Consider the following 18562-nt stretch of genomic DNA (forward strand, 5'->3'; position numbering starts at 1 on the left):
ACAAAAATTTACAATAGCATTAATACTATTTTAAGATATGTATTTCTTTATTTGTAACTGTGAATATAAAACTACCCTTCTTTTTTATTATATGCATTAGTATTTTAAAGTCCTATTCTCAAGAAAAGGATGCAATTACTATTCAGGGAGAAGTTGTAAACAATTCAAAAGGTATTGAGAACGTTCACGTGTATAACATTTCTAAAAGAAAAGGAACTATCACAAATAATGCAGGAAAATTTGAGTTAAATGTTGCTTTAAATGACACATTGTACATTTCTTCACTTCAGTATAAAAAATTAACAATAATTGTATCTCAAAACAATATAGCATCTAAACAATTAATTATTGAGTTAACAGCCAATGTAAACGAATTAGATGAAGTATTTTTAAAACATTTATCAGGAAATTTAAGAGCAGACATGGCTAGTAGACCAAAAGAAACAACTCCACAAGTTGGCTACGTTTACAGTAAAAAAGATTTATACAAACAACTACCTGATGACAGTTACCAAAAGTCTAAAAGACCTAACGCACATGCTATTACAGACCCAATAGGCCCGCTAAGTAATGGTATTTCATTACCAGCAAAAGGTTATGAAAAAATGCTAAAACAAAAACGTGAGCTTGCATTACGAAAAGATTTTTCAAAAAAAATACAAAATGAATTTGGAATTGAGTATTTTACAAAAGATTTAAAAATTGAAGCAGATCAAATTAATAATTTCTTATCTTACTGTGAATATTATGAAATTTTTGAAAAATATTACGATAACAAAGTTTTAGAAGTTCTAAATATATTAAAAAAAGAAAGTAAAACATACAATGAAATTAAACATTAAAATACTACTAATTACTGCCCTTATTTTTAACTTTGGTGTTAAATTATACGCTCAAGAAGATAGAACAATTTTACAAGGAAAAGTTAAATATAATGATACCTTTTTAGAAGGTATAAACATTGTAAACTTAGCAACTAAAATAGGAACTGCTAGTAATTCACATGGTATTTTTATTATCCCTGCTGCCAAAGGAGATTCTATTTTATTTTCTTCAATTTCATATCAAAATAGAACTATTGTAATTACAGATCATATCATTGAAGAAAAATCATTAACTGTTTATCTAGAACCTGGATTTAATGAATTAGATGAAGTTGAAATATTAAGAAAAGTGCGTCTTGAATTTAACAATGTTGCTATTGATAGAAGAACAATTCTTGATGAAGATGAAATAACCAGAAGCGCTGCACCAGACGTAAGTAGAACATTTGACTACAATACTCAATTAACCAATGGTGTTAGTTTTATTGGTATTTATAATGCAATAACAAAAAATGCAAAAGCAAAAAAACGAGCTGAAAACAATGAAAACATTCGTGTTACACGCCTTAAAGATGGTTTTGCATTTAAAATAAGAAATGATTACGGCGATAAGTTTTTTGTAGAATGGTTGTACATTCCTGTTGATGAAATAAATGTTTTCTTAGATTTTTGCGAAGCAAATGGTTTAAGAGAATTATATGACAGTAATGAGTTTCTTGTTAAAAATTTTCTAGTTTTACAGAGCAATGAGTATTTAGAATTAAAAAAATAATTACAGCTCTTTGTTAAATCTCCATTTTTAAAAAACATGAAACTTCCAAAGTATCTATCAATTGCACTACTTGTTCCCCTACTCGCTTTCACAATGCACAAATATTATATTAGTTTATGTGAAATTGAATATAACCAAGAGCAAGAATCCATTCAAATAATTTTAGGTTTATTTATTGATGATATTGAAGTTGTTTTAAACAAAGAACACAATGCAACATTAAATTTAGCCACAAAAACAGAATATAAAGACATTGATAAATATTACGAAGCCTATTTAAATAAACACTTTAAAGTTATTGCCAACGAAAACTTATGTACTTATAATTTTATTGGAAAAGAATATGATGATGATATTGTAAGGTTTTATTTAGAAATTGAAAATATTCAACAATTAAATTCAATTGAAATATTCAACTCTTGTTTATTCGAATATTTTGAAGATCAACAAAATATAATTAAATTAAAAGTAAACAAACTCCACAAATCTTTTTATTTAAACAACAATAATCCTAATTGTTTGTTAAAAATATAAGAAAAAACGCTAATACTTGTTAAAAATATTTATTTTAGGTGCTTATTTAAATTTAACCATCGCAAATGAAAAAATCATTATTAATAGTACTTGCAATACTATTTACTACAACCCCATTTTTCGCACAGGAAAATGAAAAAGAAACTAAAGCACATTACAACATTAGTAAATTTAAACAACTAAACGAAGAGTTACCAACACCCAACAACCAACACACAGCATCTGGAGCACCTGGTTACGAGTACACTCAACAACAAGTTGACTATAAAATTGATTTGGTTTTGAATGATGAAAACCAACAAATTAAAGGAGAAGAAACTATTACTTACCATAACAATTCAAAAGATTATTTAGAATATTTGTGGGTGCAATTAGATCAAAATATGCGTGCACCTGATTCAAAATCTCCTCTTGCTGAAGGAAACGGACCAAGACCTTTATACGCTCCTGAAAAATTTGCAAGTAGCTTTATGGGAAAACCTTTTCAAGGTGGTTTTAACATAGAACACGTAAATGATGCTAGTGGAAATCCTATTGATTATATGATTAATAGAACTATGATGCGAATTAATTTAAAGCAACCGCTTGCTCCTGGAGCAACTTATGTTTTTAACATAAAATGGTGGTATAATATTAACAATTACCAAACTGATAGAGGAAGATCTGGTTATGAATTTTTTGAAGATGGAAATGCAGCCTATGCAATTGCACAATTTTATCCAAGATTAGCAGTATATAACAATGTTGAAGGATGGCAAAATATGCAATTTTGGGGATCTAGTGAATTTGCTTTAGAATTTGGTAATTATGAAGTTTCAATTACCACTCCAAGTGATTTTGTTTTAAACGGTACAGGAACTTTAAAAAACCCAAAAGAAGTACTAACAAAAACTCAATATAAAGCTTATCAAAAAGCACAAACAACATATGACAAACCTATTTATATTGTTACACCTGAAGAAGCATTAGAAGCTTCAAAAGGAAAAAGTACAAAAACAAAAACTTGGAAGTTATACGCTGAAAATGTACGTGATTTTGCCTTTGCAACTTCAAAAAATTATATGTGGGATGGAATGGCTGTAAAGTTAAATGATAAAACAGCTATGGCCTATTCACTTTACCCAAAAGAAGGTGGAAAACTATGGGAAGAACATTCAACAAGAGCGGTTGCAAAAACGTTAGAAGTATATTCTAAACACACTTTTGATTATCCGTATCCGCATGCAACTTCTGTAAATGTTCAAATGGGAATGGAATACCCTATGATATGCTTTAATTTTGGTAGAGCTGATGAAAACGGAAACTTTAGTGAACGAACTAAAAAAGGAATGATTGGTGTAATTATTCATGAAGTTGGTCATAATTTTTTCCCTATGATAGTAAATTCTGATGAGCGTAGATGGACTTGGATGGATGAAGGTTTAGACTCATTTGTTGAAATTTTAGCTGAATACGAATACGATCCTGAATTATTTCCAATGGGTAAACAACCAAAAGATATTACACGCTATATGAAAGGAGACCAAGATCGTTTAGCACCAATAATGTCTCACGGAGATAACGTTTTTAATTTTGGTGCAAATGCTTACTCAAAACCAGCAGCAGGTTTATTTATTTTACGCCAAACCATTATGGGGCCAGAACTTTTTGACCATGCTTTTAAAACGTATGCCAACCGTTGGGCTTTTAAACATCCAACACCAGCAGACTTTTTTAGAACTATGGAAGATGCTTCAGCAATGGATTTAGACTGGTTTTGGAGAGGTTGGTTTTATACTACTGGAAACAACGATATTGGCATCAAAGAAGTAAAAAAATATTATGTTACTGATAAACCTACAAAACGTGCTGAAAATATGGCTAAACGTTACGGAATTACAGTAGATCAATTGCCACCATCATTGTATTTAGTATCTGAAGATAGTGAAGAATTCACAGATGATTTAAAAACAAAAACACCTGAAAATTATAGTGTTTTAAGTGATTATATTAATGATAATTTTTCAGAAGAAGAAAAAAGTAATTTAAAAACTCCAAAATACTTTTACGAAGTGGTATTTGAAAAACCTGGAGATTTAGTAATGCCAATTATAGTTGAATTTGAATATGAAGATGGTACTAAAGAACGTAAACAATACCCTGCACAAATTTGGAGAAAAAATGATGACCAAGTTACAAAAGTAGTACCTTCAAGTAAAGCTATAACAAAAATAACAGTAGATCCTGATGAGCAAACTGCTGATGTTGACACTACTAATAATAGTTGGCCAAAAACAACTGAAACTGAATTTGATAAATTTAAAAAAGATCAAATTAAAGGATAAAACATAGGAGCCACATTTTGTGGCTCTTACTATTTATAATATTTTATTACAATACCTAACTATGAAGAAAATATATTTTAACTCGTTACTTTTATTTTTTATTACAGCAATTGCTTTTTCTCAAGAAACAAAAAAACAAAAAGCACATTATAACATTAGTAAGTTTAAACAATTAAACGAAGAATTACCAACTCCAAATAATGTACATACTGCTTCTGGTGCACCAGGACACCAATACAATCAACAGCAAGTTGATTATAAAATGGATATAATTTTAGATGATGAAAATCAACGTATATTAGGAGAAGAAACTATTACTTATCACAACAATTCAAAAGATAATTTAGAGTATTTATGGGTGCAACTAGATCAAAATATGCGTGCTAAAGACTCTAAATCTCCATTAGTAAAAGGAGAAAGTACAAGTGCTCTTTACAATCCAACTAAATTTACAACTCAGTTTATAAATAACCCTTTTGATGGTGGATTTAAGATTGAATATGTTAAAAATATTGATGATAGCCCAATCTCTTACCTTATCAATCAAACAATGATGCGTATTAACCTTGACAAACCATTAGCTTCAGGTACAACGTTTTCATTTAAAATTAAATGGTGGTACAATATTAACAACCACGTAACTCAAGGAGGACGATCTGGGTTCGAACATTTTCCAGAAGATGATAATAACAGTTATGTAATTGCTCAATTTTTTCCACGCCTTTGTGTATATGATAATGTTGAAGGTTGGCAAAACGACCAATTTTGGGGACGAAGTGAATTTGCATTAGAGTTTGGAAACTATGAAGTAAACATAACTACACCTAGCGATCATATGTTAGGAGCAACAGGTGTTTTAAAAAACGAAAAAGAAGTTCTTACAAAAACACAACAAAAAAGATTAGCAGAAGCACGAAAATCTTATGAAAATCCAATTGTAATTGTAACGCAAGATGAAGCAACTGTTATTGAACAATCAAAATCTTCAACAACAAAAACATGGAAATTCTACGCTGAAAATGTAAGAGATTATGCGTTTGCTTCTTCAAGAAAATTTATTTGGGACGCTATGGCTGTTGATATTAACGGAAGAACCGTAATGGCTTATTCTTACTATTCAAAAGAAGCAAATCCTTTGTATGGTGATCATTCAACAAGAGCTGTTGCACAAACATTAAAAACGTATTCACGATATACTTTTGATTATCCTTACCATAAAGCAATTTCTGTAGACGGACAAATGGGAATGGAATATCCACAAATTTGTTTCAATCCAGGAAGACCAAATACTGACGGAACTTACAGCGATCGTACTAAATATAGAATGATTGGTGTAACAATTCATGAAGTAGGTCATAACTTTTTCCCAATGATTATAAACTCTGATGAACGTCGTTGGACTTGGATGGATGAAGGATTAAATTCTTTTGTACAAATGTTAGCACAAATGGATTATGAAGAAGGCTACCCGTTAAATAGAGGTTTACCAAAAAATATTGTGAGATATATGAAAGGAGATCAATCTAAAATAGCACCAATCATGTCAGTTGGAGATGATGTTTATGAATTTGGAAACAATGCATATGCAAAACCTGCTACCGCACTTTGGATTTTAAGAAATACAATTATGGGTCCAGAATTGTTTGATTACGCCTTTAAAACTTACTCACAACGTTGGATGTTTAAACACCCTACTCCTGCCGACTTTTTTAGAACTATGGAAGATGCTTCAGCAATGGATTTAGATTGGTTTTGGAGAGGATGGTTTTACACTACCGGAACAAATGACATTGGAATAAAAGAAGTTAAAAAATACTACGTAACAGATAAACCAACAGAACGTGCTCAAAATATGGCAAAAAGATACGGTATTACTGTTGATCAATTACCTCCATCACTGTATTTAGTTTCAGAAGATAGTAACGAATTTACAGAAGATTTAAAAGCAAAAAAACCTGAAGATTATTCGGTACTAAGTTCATATATTGATACTAATTTTTCTTCGGAAGAAAAAGCTGATTTAACAGTTCCAAAATACTTTTACGAAGTAGTTTTTGAAAAACCAGGAGAATTAGTTATGCCAATTATTGTGGAGTTTGAATATGAAGATGGAACAAAAGAAAGAAAGCAATATCCTGCTCAAATTTGGAGAAAAAATGATAGCCAAGTTACAAAAGTGGTGCCTTCAAGTAAAATTATTACTAAAATAACTATTGATCCTGACGAAGAAACTGCTGATGTTGATACCAGCAATAACAGTTGGCCAAAATCAACAGAAACCCAATTCGATAAATTCAAACAAAAAAATATAAAAGGATAAAAAAAAAGCCACTTTTAAAAGTGGCTTTTTTTTTGCTATTCTAAATTAGAATTAATGCTCTTTTTAAGATAACCAAGCATTTAACATCCAAATAGTTTTTTCTTGTTCAGCAATAAAATCGCTCATCATAGAATTTGTTCCTTCATCATTTGCATCATCAGATTCTTCTAAAATTGAACGTTCAATTTTTAATAATTCAGACAAAGAATTTACAACTAAAGTAACTCCTTCAACATCATTTGTCACATTTTTCCCTACAGGAACTTTTGCAAGTTCGCTATAATCTGAAAAAGTATGCAAAGGTGTACCTCCTAAAGTTAAAATACGCTCTGCTATTAAATCAATTTTTTCTTGAGAATCTGTATAAAACTCTTCAAACTTCACATGTAATTCAAAAAAAGATTTCCCTTTAATATTCCAATGTAAACCTCTCAAATTCTGGTAATAAACTTGAAAATTTGATAATAATTCATTTAAACTAACTGATAAATTTTCTGCTTGTTTTGTGTTTAATCCTATTATTGTAGTACTCATAATGTTATAATTTTATGTATATAATTTTGTTTTTATTTCTAATACAAATTTCCTTAAAAAAAAGAGTAAATAATTATAATTGTAATTGATAGTTTTAATATCTTTATCGGTAAAATTTATAGTTATGACTATCACACAATTGAAATATGTTTTAGCTGTTGCAGAATATAGAAATTTCACCACTGCATCAGAACATTGTTTTGTTACACAGCCCACATTAAGTATGCAAATTCAAAAATTAGAAGATGAATTGGATACCAAAATTTTTAATAGGAATAAAAAACCTATTCAGTTAACTGAAATTGGTTCAAAAATTATTGAACAAGCCAAAATTATTGTTGATGAAAGCAATAGAATAACTGACATTGTTGAACAACAAAAAGGATTTATTGGCGGCGATTTTAAATTAGGTATAATTCCTACCATTATGCCAACATTATTACCGTTATTTTTAAAAACATTCATTAAAAAATACCCTAAGGTAAATTTAAAAATTGAAGAATTAACCACTGAAGATTGTATTAAAAAATTATCTGACGGTCATATTGATGTTGCCATTGCTGCAACTCCTTTAGAAAATGAATCGATTAAAGAAAGAGTATTGTATTATGAGCCTTTTGTAGGTTTTGTACCTAAAGAGCATCGTTTATTTGAAAACAAAAATATAAATGTTAATGATTTAAATATTGAAGACATTTTATTATTAGAAGATGGGCATTGTTTTAAAGAAAGTGTTATTAATTTATGCACAACCGTTGGAAGAACAAATCAACACTTTCAATTACATAGCGGAAGTTTTGATACCTTAATAAAATTATCAAAAGAAGGTTTAGGAATGACATTACTTCCTTTTTTACAAACCTTAGATATAAATGAAAAAGATAATATGTACATACGTCAATTTCAAGAACCTGTTCCTGCAAGAGAAGTAAGTATTATTTACCATAAATCTCAATTAAAAATACATTTAATAGAAACTTTGAAAAATACTATTGATAGTATTGTACGTGGTATAATTGCATTTAATGATGTTAAAATAATTAGTCCTATACTACAAAAAAAAGGAGCTTAAAGCTCCTTTTTTTTATTTTTTATTAGATATTACTGCTAAACATGGATAAAGTTCAGGTTTGTTATACGTGAACTCTTGTAACCAAATGTATAATTCTTTAATTTCAAATGGTAATAACCTATTAACTGCTTTCTCTAATTCTTTTGTAAATAATTCAGTATTAAAACTAACTTTCTTGAGGACTGTTTTAGTATACTCAAACATTTCTCTTGCCATAGGGTATAAACTTTTTGTTATATAATATGAACGTAATTCATAGGGTTTTTAGTGTTTTAAAGATACAAAAAAAACATAACTTTAACATTCGTACACAAAAAATTCTATTATAACTTATTAACTCTTGAAATTAGTTCAACCGCTTTAGCTTCAAGTGAAGCTTCAATGTTTTTGAAATGTGCTTTTTTGTTTTCAACATTTTTCAAATGTATCATATCTATTAATGTATCAAAACCTTCAATAGCATCATCAATAATTTTTTCACACGCTGCAGTATCAGCTTTTGGGTTCAATAATTCCCAAGCATAACACTCTTCAATAATGTCTCCTAATACGTAATTAATATCTTTCTTTAAGTTTTTTATACTTGCCATAATTTATTGATTTTATAATAAGTGCAAAGGTACAAGAAATTGACCTATTAATTGTTTTATTTTTTTCTTTTCAACTTATCAATTTGTTAATATTTCAAAATACAATATCACTTATTTTATGATTAATTTAACAAAACAAGCATATCACATAAAAAAATATTAAAAAACATGCATTTTCTAAATAATATTATTATTTTTATACCAAATTATGAAAGTATTTATTACACATACAGCTATAAATCAAGTCAAATTGGCCATTCAGTCCATTTGTACACTTTATGCTATGCGTAATTTTAAACAACAATATGTATATGCTAAAAAAAGCACTTTCAATAATTTTAGGAAATAAACTAATAATTATAACAAATATAAAAGGTGCTTTTTAAACAAAAAGCACCTTTTTTTTATATCAATTTTTAATATTAATTTTTAAACAAAACAATTATGAAACATTTTATGCTATCACAACAAGTCTACCAATCCATTTGTAAATTATACAAACGTTTAGCCACATTAAACAGTACAAATACTAGCATACCCATACCCTTGAGAATAAACACTTAAATTAAAAAAATTATGAAAACTATACAATTCACAACCACAAACCCAGAAAAAAACTTCACAGTATCTAAAAATGATATAAATAATAGCAAAGCTTTACTTCCAAATGTACTCTACAAAAAAATGGAACGTTTTGTAACTGCTATTATTTTAAAAAATCCTGATATTACAACTCTTAATCCTAAGTTATATCAATTAGAGATTTTAGAAAATGCATTTTTAAACGATAAATTGCTTATTCAATCAAACATCAAAAAATTAAATCAATCAGAGCTTCAAATTGCGATTGTTGTTCTAAGAAAAGATGCTAAACTTACACCTGTTATTTGTAAAGCTGTTTTTAAATTTCAATTAAAAGAAACCATTAAAAAAGCATCATAATTAAATTTATTAGTAGGCTGTACTTTTAAATTAACAGCCTACTAATTTTTAAACAAATTTTTCATTTTTTTGCTCTTGAAAATGATGTTGTAGTTTTTCTATTCTTTTTTCTTGAATGCCATTTTTTGATTTTTTTTGACCTTCAATATGGTAAAAACGTTGGTTATGCTCTTTTTGACGGGATGAACTAAAATTAGAAACTCTTTTTAAATACCCAATTACTCTTGTACCATAATCAACATTTGTAGATCCACATTTGCTGCATTTTTGTAAGGTTTTTTTATCAATATGATTACAACCATTGCAAATAGTTACTTTAATATTAAAACAGAAATAATTACAACCTGCCAATGCTGCCGCATCTATTAACTTTAAAAAACCTTCTTTATTTGGAGCTTCGGCCAGATTTAAATGCAAGGCAGAACCTCCATCTAAATATTGTATAACTTCCTCACCGTGCAACATTATTTTATCTAAACTATTTATTGAATCGTCTTCAACTGCATAAAAATAAGAATTGTAACAATCTCTAGGTACAATAAATCCGTCTTCACTATCCCATTTTGCATTTTTTACACCTAAATTTTCTGCAGGAACAAACTCTGTATTAAACATATAACCATACTCTTTTTTTGCTTCTTTATTTGCATTATAAATAACCTTCAAATAATTGGTAACAAACGTTTTATATGCTTTGCTATTTTCAACTTTTATTCCCTGACTTTCAGCAGCTTCCACCATTCCATTAATTCCAATTGTTAAAAATTGTTTATCTAATGCAATAAAACCAGCCTTATACACAGGTAACATACCAGCATTTTCATATTGCTCAATTAATTTACGATACGCAACTTGATATTTTTGAATTTTAGTAATTTCAGTTTTTAAATCTTTCCCCTGCTGTACAAGTCGGTTCATATTTAATGTAATTACATTAATTGAGCCTGTTGCCACACCACCAGCTCCTAATGAATAACTAAATGTATTGTCACTAATTTCGTTTCTTAGCCTACAACAAGAAGCTAAACTATCAGCACTTTTAGATTGGTATATAAAAAAAGAATTGCCTTCGCTCAATTCTTCGGCACACATATTTGCAAAATTAGTATCTCTTGGTTTTCCATCTTTCACCAACATGGCAGCCGTAACAACAGGAAATGTTAACACAGCTTTTTCTCTTTCTGCATTGAACCATTTCATGAAAAATTGTTGAAATGTTTTTAAGCTTTCCCAATTTGGTTTTGTCAAATCAGGAAAAACAAAGTCACCAAACATACTGTTAAAATAAAATTCATCATATAAAGAAACATTCCAAAAAACCGATTGATATCCGCGCGCTGCCGCTGGTTGATTAATTGCATAAACTGCATGCTGTAAATGATTTGCAACAATTTTTTTATTGGTTTCTAAATAATTATCGCCGTAATCTTTTCGTGCGAAATAATCAAAATATAGCAAAAACTCAACTGTTGCTAACGCACCTGCAAATTGCGAACTCACGGCAAACACTAAATTAACAAACTCTCCACAAAAGCTTTCTAAATGCTGAGGCGCTCTACTTTCTCCACCTAATTTTGTTAAACCATCAAACAAAAAAGGATACATACTTATTGATACGCAATAAGGTTTTAATGAAGTTTCATCATGTACATAAATTTCATGAGCTTCTAATTGTCTAATATATTCTTCCGCCAACTCGGCGCCAAATAATTCATTTATTTTGTTTTTAACCAACTTTCTATTTACCTGAATATTAATATCTTTATTTAATTCAGCCTCCATAGTTGCTATATTTTTTGAAGAAACATTGGCATTAGCATCCATTACAGACCCATCTGCGGCATTGTTTGATGTAATATAGTTTTCAATAAAATTAATTTTTTTGGTAATTTGTTCTTCTGATAATCTTAACATAGTTTAGTTTTTTAAAAATAAATGATTCAATATTTGATTGGTTTGTACTTCTATAAATTTTTGATTGGTTTTTTTAGAATTTAAGCCTCCAAGACTTTCAACCCAAGGACCTGTTTTTAAATACGTTAATTCTACTTTTAATTTTTTAGGAATTTCTGTTTCACCAGTATATAAACACGTTTTAAAACCTAAATTTTTGGCTATTTTAAAATAGTTTGTTAACTCATTTAAACACCATTCACCTCCCATAAACAACACACAGCTTGCAAAACCATTGTATTTTGTTAAAATGCTTTTGTACACTTCTTCAGTTAATTTTGTACCATTATGTTTATTCCATAAAAATGAAGAATGGCAGCCTTTACATTGAACACCACAACCAGTTATGGAAAAACAAATACTTATTTCTCCTGGTACTTCTTGCAAAACAATTTCTATTTCTGAATAATTCATAATAACATATGAATAACACAAATTAATGATGGTAAAAACCAGCAAACTTTTTTAATTAATTACATGTAATTTCTTAAAGAAATATACCCTTAACTTTTTTCCCGAAAGTATTGTTATATCTAAAAAAGGCAGGTCTTCTGACTTACTCTAGTTTTACGCCTTCCCATCTAATAAATGTTGATAGTGGCAAAAGTTTGTAAAACAAAAAATGAGCTTACAGCTGCGGGAACAGTTTAAGTTTTTCACTTAATTCCCTTTTAATCTAACTAAATTTATATTTAGCGTAGAACCTATTTCTATTCAAATTTATAATTTAAAGAAACATCACAATAAAAGACTGTTTAGTATTTATTAACTAGTTATGAACAAGTATAATTTATTTGCGTTTTTATATTTTAATATATCAAATAAAATAACTGATTTATGTAATTTAGCGTTTTAAAGAAAATGGTATGAACAACACAAGTATTCATTTAGATATTATAGGAAAAATTAAAACTCCTTGGTTAACACCAGAGAATATGCCAATTCAACCAACGGGTGCAAAAAATATTAAAGGAACTATTGAATTAAATAGCAATTATACGGCTGGATTAAAAAATATAGATGGTTTTTCACATATTATTTTAATTTACCACCTGCATTTAATTAATGAACCAAAACTTGAAGTTGTTCCGTTTATGGATACTGAATCTAAAGGTATTTTTGCTACTAGATCACCTCAAAGACCAAATAAATTAGGGTTTTCTATAGTTGAAATTGAACGTGTAATTGATAATAAAATTCATGTATTACATGTTGATATGATTAACGATTCTCCTTTATTAGATATTAAACCATTTTTTGAAGATTTTGATAACCGATTTAACACAAAAAAAGGTTGGCTGGCAAACAAAACAAATTTAGATAAAACTAATTTTAAATCAGACGATAGATTTAAATAAACCCATACTATTTTGTACAATAACTAAAAGCAATCAACGTTAAACACCTAAACATAAAATAACCCCGCTACACATGAAAATTAAAAATATATTATTAGTTACGCTTCTATTAACTGTTTCATTAACATTTGGTCAAACCGTTAAAAAATTTACAGATACAGGTTCTGTAGATAACCAATTTGATAATTTAATTAAAAACTCTAATAAATATCAAGAATATAAAGTTGTTAAAAAAACGTGGTTACTAAAATTAAAATCAAATGTTACAGATTCTATTTCAAAATCTAAAACAGAAATAAGCAGTGCTAATAAATTAATAAGTGCACAAAAAAAATCTGTAGACAGTCTTAAATTGGCTATTCATACTTCAGAAGTTTCTATTAACAACTTAAATAATGAAATTCAAAGTATTTCTTTATTTGGAATGCAAATTAATAAAGGAACTTTTAAAACTATTATGTTTTCTATAATTGTAGTTTTAGCATTACTACTGTTACTATTTATTTCAAAGTTTAAACAAAGTAATAGCATAACAAAACAAGCTAAATTAGATTTAAAAGAGCTTGATGAAGAATTTGAAGCTCATAGAAAAAAAGCTTTAGAACGTGAACAAAAAGTAAGACGCCAATTACAAGACGAATTGAACAAACAGAAAAAGGAGTAGTAATTATGAGTTTAGAAGTAATTCGTAAAAAATTATCTTTTTTAAGTCCCAATTTACTAACTGAAATTGAAAACACTTCTACCATAGTTTCTATTGAAAAAAACACCGAGTTAGTTAGAGAAGGTCAGTTTATTAAAGTAATTCCAATTGTTTTAGAAGGACTTATTAAAGTTTTTTCGAGATATGAAGATAAAGAACTACTACTCTATTATATAAAACCTTCGGAAAGTTGTGTAATGTCTTTTTCTGCAAGTTTGAAAAACACACCAAGTGAAATTTTTGCCGTTACTGAAGAAGCTACAAAAGTATTGTTATTACCAGCCAATTTAATTCCTAATTGGTTAAAAAGTTACCCGGCATTCAATCAATTATTTTACAGTCAATACAATGTTCGCTATACTGAATTGCTAAAAACCATCAACCATTTATTATTTGATAAGTTAGATGTGCGTGTTTACAATTATTTGGTAGAGAAAAGAAAAATGACTCAAAAAAATCCTTTAAAAATTTCTCATCGTCAAATCGCTAATGAACTTGGAACTGCACGTGAAGTAATTAGCCGAATTGTAAAAAAGTTAGAAGCTGAAAATAAAGTAAAACAGCAAAGCAATCATATTGAAATAATTGACTAGTGGTGACTATAGTCACTGCACAACTCTTTTACGACTCATATATTTGCAATATTATTAACTTAAAAACTTTTTGATATGAACAAAAACATGGGAACTACAGATAAACTTATAAGAATAGTGGTAGCTATAATTATTTCAGTTTTATATTTTACAGGTATTATTTCTGGAACAATTGGTGTAATTGCTTTAGTAGCCGGAGGAATATTTTTATTAACAAGTGTAATTAGCATTTGCCCTCTTTACTCAATTTTTGGGCTGAATACTTGTAAAATACCAAAAAAATAAGATAAAAAAAACCTGCTAATAAATTAGCAGGTTTTTTTATTCACCAGTGTAGGTAACAAAATTTCTAGGTGTTTCATATAGCGTAATTGACAATTCTAACTTTTCATCAATTTTAGCGCGTAGTTTATTCCATATAACAACTGAAATATTTTCAGCAGTTGGGTTTAAATCTTTAAACTCTTCAACTTCTTCATTTAAATTTTTATGATCAAATTTTTCTTCAATTTCAACTTCAATCAATTGTTTTAAAATTTTCATATCCATTACAAAGCCAGTTTCAGGATTTATTTCACCTTTAACAGCTACAATTAAATCATAATTGTGCCCGTGATAATTAGGATTTGCACACTTACCAAAAACAGTTGCATTGCGTGCATCAGTCCAATCAGCATTATATAATCTATGCGCAGCATTAAAATGTGCTTTTCTATTCACAGTTACTTTCATTGCAATTACTTGTTTATAAATTCGTAATATTTATCAAAAATAATTTTGAACCAAGCTGTGTAAATTTCAGGTTGTTTTTCAATATCCTTTTTTACAGCATCTAAACTCATCCATTTAAAACTTTCAACTTCATCTTTATTTATAACCGGATCTTCATTATAAAAACCAACCATAATATGATCTAATTCGTGTTCTGTTAAACCATTGTCAAACGGTGCTTTATAAATAAATGATGTTTTTTCTTCTAACTCACAAACAAAACCCATTTCTTCTTGTAAACGCCTTTTACCTGCTGCTAAATTAGCTTCACCATCGCGTTGATGACTACAACACGTATTTGCCCATAACAAAGGAGAATGGTATTTTTCTGCTGCACGTTGTTGCAACATTAGTTCATTTTTATCATTAAAAACAAAAACTGAAAATGCTCTATGCAGCACCGCTTTTTCGTGCGCCTCCATTTTTGGCATTAAACCAATTTGCTCATCGTTTTCGTTTACTAGTATTACTTGTTCTTCTTTCATTTTTTTTTTGGAATTGTAACAAACTTACAAAATAATATTGTTGAATAGTTTAACAGTATTATTGTTTATGTATTTTTTCTATAATTAAGTAACTTTATTTTTTATTTTAGCATAAATTCCAAAATTATGAAAAACTTAAAAATCACTAAAATTGTTCCTTTTATCTTATTAGTACTTTTAATTTTTAGTACAAATAGTCAATTATTTGCCCAAGCAGATGGATCTAGAGCATATTGGCCCGTTCCTAAAGCAACAACAATTGCAACGCCTTTATATTTTAACATTAATTCTAACCAAGTATTATTAGCTAATAATTATATTAATGCTGATGCTGATTTTAACACAAACCTTTATGGAATCATGTTAACTCAATCTTTTGAATTAAAAGGTAGAACTGCTGCCGTTATTGGTTTTTTCTCAGGTGGAAATACTGAAGGTGGATATAATGATTTTCAAGGAAAAGCTTCTGGATTAGCAGATTTTTATGGAATGGGTATTTTAAATCTTGTAGGAGCACCGGCTGTTAATGTTGAGGAATATATGAAAACCAAATACGATTTTATTTTAGACTTACAACTAGCTTTTAGAGCTCCAATAGGGCAATATGATGCCGAAAAAGCTATTAACATAGGAACTAACCGATGGGAATTAAAATTAGGTGCTCCAATGATTAAATTTTTGAACTGGGGTACATCAAAAGTAACATCTTTTGAAGTATTACCTAGTGTTTCATTTTATACAAATAACAATGATATTACTGATGGTGATACATTAAAACGAAAACCAACATTTAATCTAGAAAGCCATATAACACAAGCAATTAATCAAATGCTATGGGTTTCACTTGACAGCTATTACGTTACGGGTGGAGCAACAGCTATTGATAATGCTAATTTTAATGAGAGACTTAGTACTTTTCAACTTGGAGGTACTTTAGGTGTATATCTTTCAACAAAATTAAATTTTAAATTTACTTATGGAGGTTCTGTAGCTCATAATAAGTATGGAATGGATGGAAATATGTTGCGTATTACAGGTAACTATATTTTTTAGTCTAAAAATATTTTTCAGCTCATAAATTCTAAAGCTTTAAATTGAAAATATTTTTAATTTAAAGCTTTTTTAAATTTAATTTTCAACTTCCAAACTTTATTAGTTTTAAACTAATAAACCTATATTTGCACCTCAAAATTTGACAGATGAGTTTTTTAGACGAAATACAACGTAGACGTACTTTTGGTATTATTTCACACCCTGATGCAGGTAAAACAACCTTAACCGAAAAATTATTACTTTTTGGTGGTGCTATTCAAGAAGCGGGTGCTGTAAAAAATAACAAAATTAAAAAAGGTGCTACTTCCGATTTTATGGAAATAGAACGCCAGCGTGGTATTTCTGTTGCTACATCTGTTTTGGCTTTTATTTATAAAGACAAAAAAATTAATATTCTTGATACTCCAGGGCATAAAGATTTTGCTGAAGACACCTTTAGAACCCTTACTGCTGTAGATAGCGTAATTGTTGTAATTGACGTTGCAAAAGGTGTTGAGGAACAAACAGAAAAGTTAGTTGAAGTTTGTAGAATGCGTAAAATCCCGATGATTGTATTTATCAATAAATTAGATCGCGAAGGTAAAGATGCATTTGATTTACTAGATGAAGTTGAACAAAAACTTGGATTACGTGTTACTCCTTTAAGTTTCCCAATTGGAATGGGTTACGATTTTAAAGGAATTTATAATATCTACGGAAAAAAATTAAATGTTTTTTCAGGAGATAATAAGCAAACCATTTCTGAAGGTGTTGAATTTAATGATATTTCAGTTCCTGAATTAGATGAAATTATTGGTGAAACTGCTGCAGATACTTTAAGAGAAGAAATTGAATTGGTAGAAGAAGTGTATCCTGCATTTAATAAAGAAGAATATTTAGCAGGAGATTTACAACCTGTATTTTTTGGATCGGCATTAAATAACTTTGGTGTTAAAGAATTATTAGATTGCTTTATTGAAATTGCTCCTTCTCCACAGCCAAAAAATTCAGAAGAACGTTTAGTAGATTCTAAAGAAGAAAATTTAACTGGGTTTGTATTTAAAATCCATGCAAATATGGATCCTAATCACAGAAACCGTTTGGCATTTATAAAAATTGTTTCAGGAACATTTAAACGAAATGCACCATACTTACACGTTCGTTTAAATAAAAAAATGAAGTTCTCTAGTCCAAATGCCTTTTTTGCAGAAAAGAAAGAAATTGTAGACGAATCATTCCCCGGAGATATTGTTGGAATCCAAGATACTGGAAACTTTAAAATTGGTGATACACTTACACAAGGAGAAAATTTAAACTTTAAAGGAATTCCTAGTTTTTCTCCAGAACATTTCCGTTATGTAAACAATGCTGATCCTTTAAAATCAAAACAATTATACAAAGGATTAGACCAATTAATGGATGAAGGTGTTGCACAATTATTTACTCTAGATTTAAATGGTAGAAAAGTTGTTGGTACAGTTGGTGCTTTACAATACGAAGTTATTCAGTACCGTTTAGAACACGAATATGGTGCTAAATGTAGCTACGAAAATTTACCTGTTCATAAAGCGTGTTGGGTACAACCTGAAGATCCTAAAAATGAAGAGTTTAAAGAGTTTAAACGAGTAAAACAACGCTTTTTAGCAAAGGATAAGCAAGGACAATTGGTGTTTTTAGCAGATTCTGCTTTTACCATTCAAATGACGCAAAGCAAATATCCTAGTGTTAAATTACACTTTACTAGTGAATTTTAAC

The 18562-nt window shown here is 28.8% G+C and carries 20 protein-coding genes and 1 riboswitch; of the genes, 13 read left to right on the forward strand and 7 right to left on the reverse strand.

Annotated features, from left to right (window positions below; all coding sequences use genetic code 11):
- Positions 1-59: 59 nt before the first annotated feature.
- The 5 genes from ACFQ5N_RS01525 (at position 60) to ACFQ5N_RS01545 (ending at position 6774) form a co-directional block, all read left to right on the forward strand.
- Positions 60-842, forward strand: a complete 783-nt coding sequence (locus ACFQ5N_RS01525; protein WP_386807144.1) for a carboxypeptidase-like regulatory domain-containing protein — start codon at positions 60-62, stop codon at positions 840-842.
- Positions 826-1596: a carboxypeptidase-like regulatory domain-containing protein gene (locus ACFQ5N_RS01530; RefSeq protein WP_386807145.1), complete on the forward strand. Its 771-nt coding sequence runs from the start codon at positions 826-828 to the stop codon at positions 1594-1596. Before ACFQ5N_RS01525 ends, ACFQ5N_RS01530 begins: the two co-directional genes overlap by 17 nt.
- 93 nt (positions 1597-1689) lie before the next feature.
- Positions 1690-2130: a DUF6702 family protein gene (locus ACFQ5N_RS01535; protein ID WP_386807147.1), complete on the forward strand. Its 441-nt coding sequence runs from the start codon at positions 1690-1692 to the stop codon at positions 2128-2130.
- A 65-nt stretch (positions 2131-2195) separates the two neighbouring features.
- Complete coding sequence (locus tag ACFQ5N_RS01540; RefSeq protein WP_386807148.1) at positions 2196-4454, forward strand: M1 family metallopeptidase; 2259 nt, start codon at positions 2196-2198, stop codon at positions 4452-4454.
- 61 nt (positions 4455-4515) lie between these two features.
- Positions 4516-6774 (forward strand): M1 family metallopeptidase, encoded by a 2259-nt coding sequence (locus tag ACFQ5N_RS01545; protein WP_386807149.1) that lies wholly within the window; start codon positions 4516-4518, stop codon positions 6772-6774.
- A gap of 63 nt (positions 6775-6837) precedes the next feature.
- Here the strand turns inward: ACFQ5N_RS01545 and ACFQ5N_RS01550 are convergent, their stop codons facing one another.
- A complete protein-coding gene (locus ACFQ5N_RS01550; protein ID WP_386807150.1) occupies positions 6838-7308 on the reverse strand; it encodes a Dps family protein in 471 nt (156 codons plus the stop codon).
- A gap of 124 nt (positions 7309-7432) precedes the next feature.
- On the opposite strand from ACFQ5N_RS01550, the gene ACFQ5N_RS01555 reads away from it, so the two are divergent.
- Positions 7433-8380, forward strand: coding sequence for a LysR substrate-binding domain-containing protein (locus ACFQ5N_RS01555; protein ID WP_386807151.1), 948 nt, complete (start codon positions 7433-7435; stop codon positions 8378-8380).
- Between the two features lie 12 nt (positions 8381-8392).
- Here ACFQ5N_RS01555 and ACFQ5N_RS01560 read toward each other — a convergent pair whose 3' ends face one another.
- Both ACFQ5N_RS01560 and ACFQ5N_RS01565 read right to left on the reverse strand, forming a co-directional pair.
- A complete protein-coding gene (locus ACFQ5N_RS01560) occupies positions 8393-8596 on the reverse strand; it encodes a hypothetical protein (RefSeq protein ID WP_386807152.1) in 204 nt (67 codons plus the stop codon).
- 107 nt (positions 8597-8703) lie between these two features.
- Positions 8704-8970 (reverse strand): hypothetical protein, encoded by a 267-nt coding sequence (locus tag ACFQ5N_RS01565; RefSeq protein WP_386807154.1) that lies wholly within the window; start codon positions 8968-8970, stop codon positions 8704-8706.
- Between the two features lie 576 nt (positions 8971-9546).
- Between ACFQ5N_RS01565 and ACFQ5N_RS01570 the strand changes: the two genes are divergently transcribed.
- Positions 9547-9912, forward strand: coding sequence for a hypothetical protein (locus ACFQ5N_RS01570; protein ID WP_386807156.1), 366 nt, complete (start codon positions 9547-9549; stop codon positions 9910-9912).
- A 48-nt stretch (positions 9913-9960) separates the two neighbouring features.
- Here ACFQ5N_RS01570 and nrdD read toward each other — a convergent pair whose 3' ends face one another.
- Entirely contained in the window at positions 9961-11826 is a 1866-nt protein-coding gene (nrdD, locus tag ACFQ5N_RS01575) for an anaerobic ribonucleoside-triphosphate reductase (protein ID WP_386807157.1), read from the reverse strand.
- Positions 11827-11829: 3 nt separating this feature from the next.
- Entirely contained in the window at positions 11830-12279 is a 450-nt protein-coding gene (nrdG, locus tag ACFQ5N_RS01580) for an anaerobic ribonucleoside-triphosphate reductase activating protein (protein WP_386807159.1), read from the reverse strand.
- 110 nt (positions 12280-12389) lie between these two features.
- Positions 12390-12588: riboswitch (cobalamin riboswitch) on the reverse strand.
- Positions 12589-12731: 143 nt separating this feature from the next.
- Here nrdG and tsaA point away from each other — a divergent pair.
- From tsaA to ACFQ5N_RS01600, 4 genes are all read left to right on the forward strand, one after another.
- Positions 12732-13223, forward strand: coding sequence for a tRNA (N6-threonylcarbamoyladenosine(37)-N6)-methyltransferase TrmO (gene tsaA / locus ACFQ5N_RS01585; protein ID WP_386807162.1), 492 nt, complete (start codon positions 12732-12734; stop codon positions 13221-13223).
- 73 nt (positions 13224-13296) lie between these two features.
- A complete protein-coding gene (locus ACFQ5N_RS01590; RefSeq protein WP_386807163.1) occupies positions 13297-13887 on the forward strand; it encodes a hypothetical protein in 591 nt (196 codons plus the stop codon).
- 5 nt (positions 13888-13892) lie between these two features.
- Positions 13893-14519, forward strand: coding sequence for a Crp/Fnr family transcriptional regulator (locus ACFQ5N_RS01595; protein ID WP_386807165.1), 627 nt, complete (start codon positions 13893-13895; stop codon positions 14517-14519).
- A gap of 75 nt (positions 14520-14594) precedes the next feature.
- Positions 14595-14804, forward strand: a complete 210-nt coding sequence (locus tag ACFQ5N_RS01600) for a YgaP family membrane protein (protein WP_386807167.1) — start codon at positions 14595-14597, stop codon at positions 14802-14804.
- Between the two features lie 36 nt (positions 14805-14840).
- Here the strand turns inward: ACFQ5N_RS01600 and ACFQ5N_RS01605 are convergent, their stop codons facing one another.
- Together ACFQ5N_RS01605 and idi are read right to left on the reverse strand one after the other, a co-directional pair.
- Complete coding sequence (locus tag ACFQ5N_RS01605) at positions 14841-15251, reverse strand: 6-pyruvoyl trahydropterin synthase family protein (RefSeq protein WP_386807169.1); 411 nt, start codon at positions 15249-15251, stop codon at positions 14841-14843.
- 5 nt (positions 15252-15256) lie between these two features.
- Entirely contained in the window at positions 15257-15775 is a 519-nt protein-coding gene (gene idi / locus ACFQ5N_RS01610) for an isopentenyl-diphosphate Delta-isomerase (RefSeq protein WP_386807171.1), read from the reverse strand.
- A gap of 126 nt (positions 15776-15901) precedes the next feature.
- On the opposite strand from idi, the gene ACFQ5N_RS01615 reads away from it, so the two are divergent.
- Both ACFQ5N_RS01615 and ACFQ5N_RS01620 read left to right on the forward strand, forming a co-directional pair.
- Positions 15902-16828, forward strand: coding sequence for a transporter (locus tag ACFQ5N_RS01615; protein WP_386807172.1), 927 nt, complete (start codon positions 15902-15904; stop codon positions 16826-16828).
- Positions 16829-16974: 146 nt separating this feature from the next.
- Positions 16975-18561: a peptide chain release factor 3 gene (locus tag ACFQ5N_RS01620; RefSeq protein ID WP_386807173.1), complete on the forward strand. Its 1587-nt coding sequence runs from the start codon at positions 16975-16977 to the stop codon at positions 18559-18561.
- Position 18562: the final 1 nt, after the last annotated feature.

This window comes from Lutibacter holmesii, from assembly GCF_042679665.1.
GTDB lineage: Bacteria > Bacteroidota > Bacteroidia > Flavobacteriales > Flavobacteriaceae > Lutibacter > Lutibacter holmesii.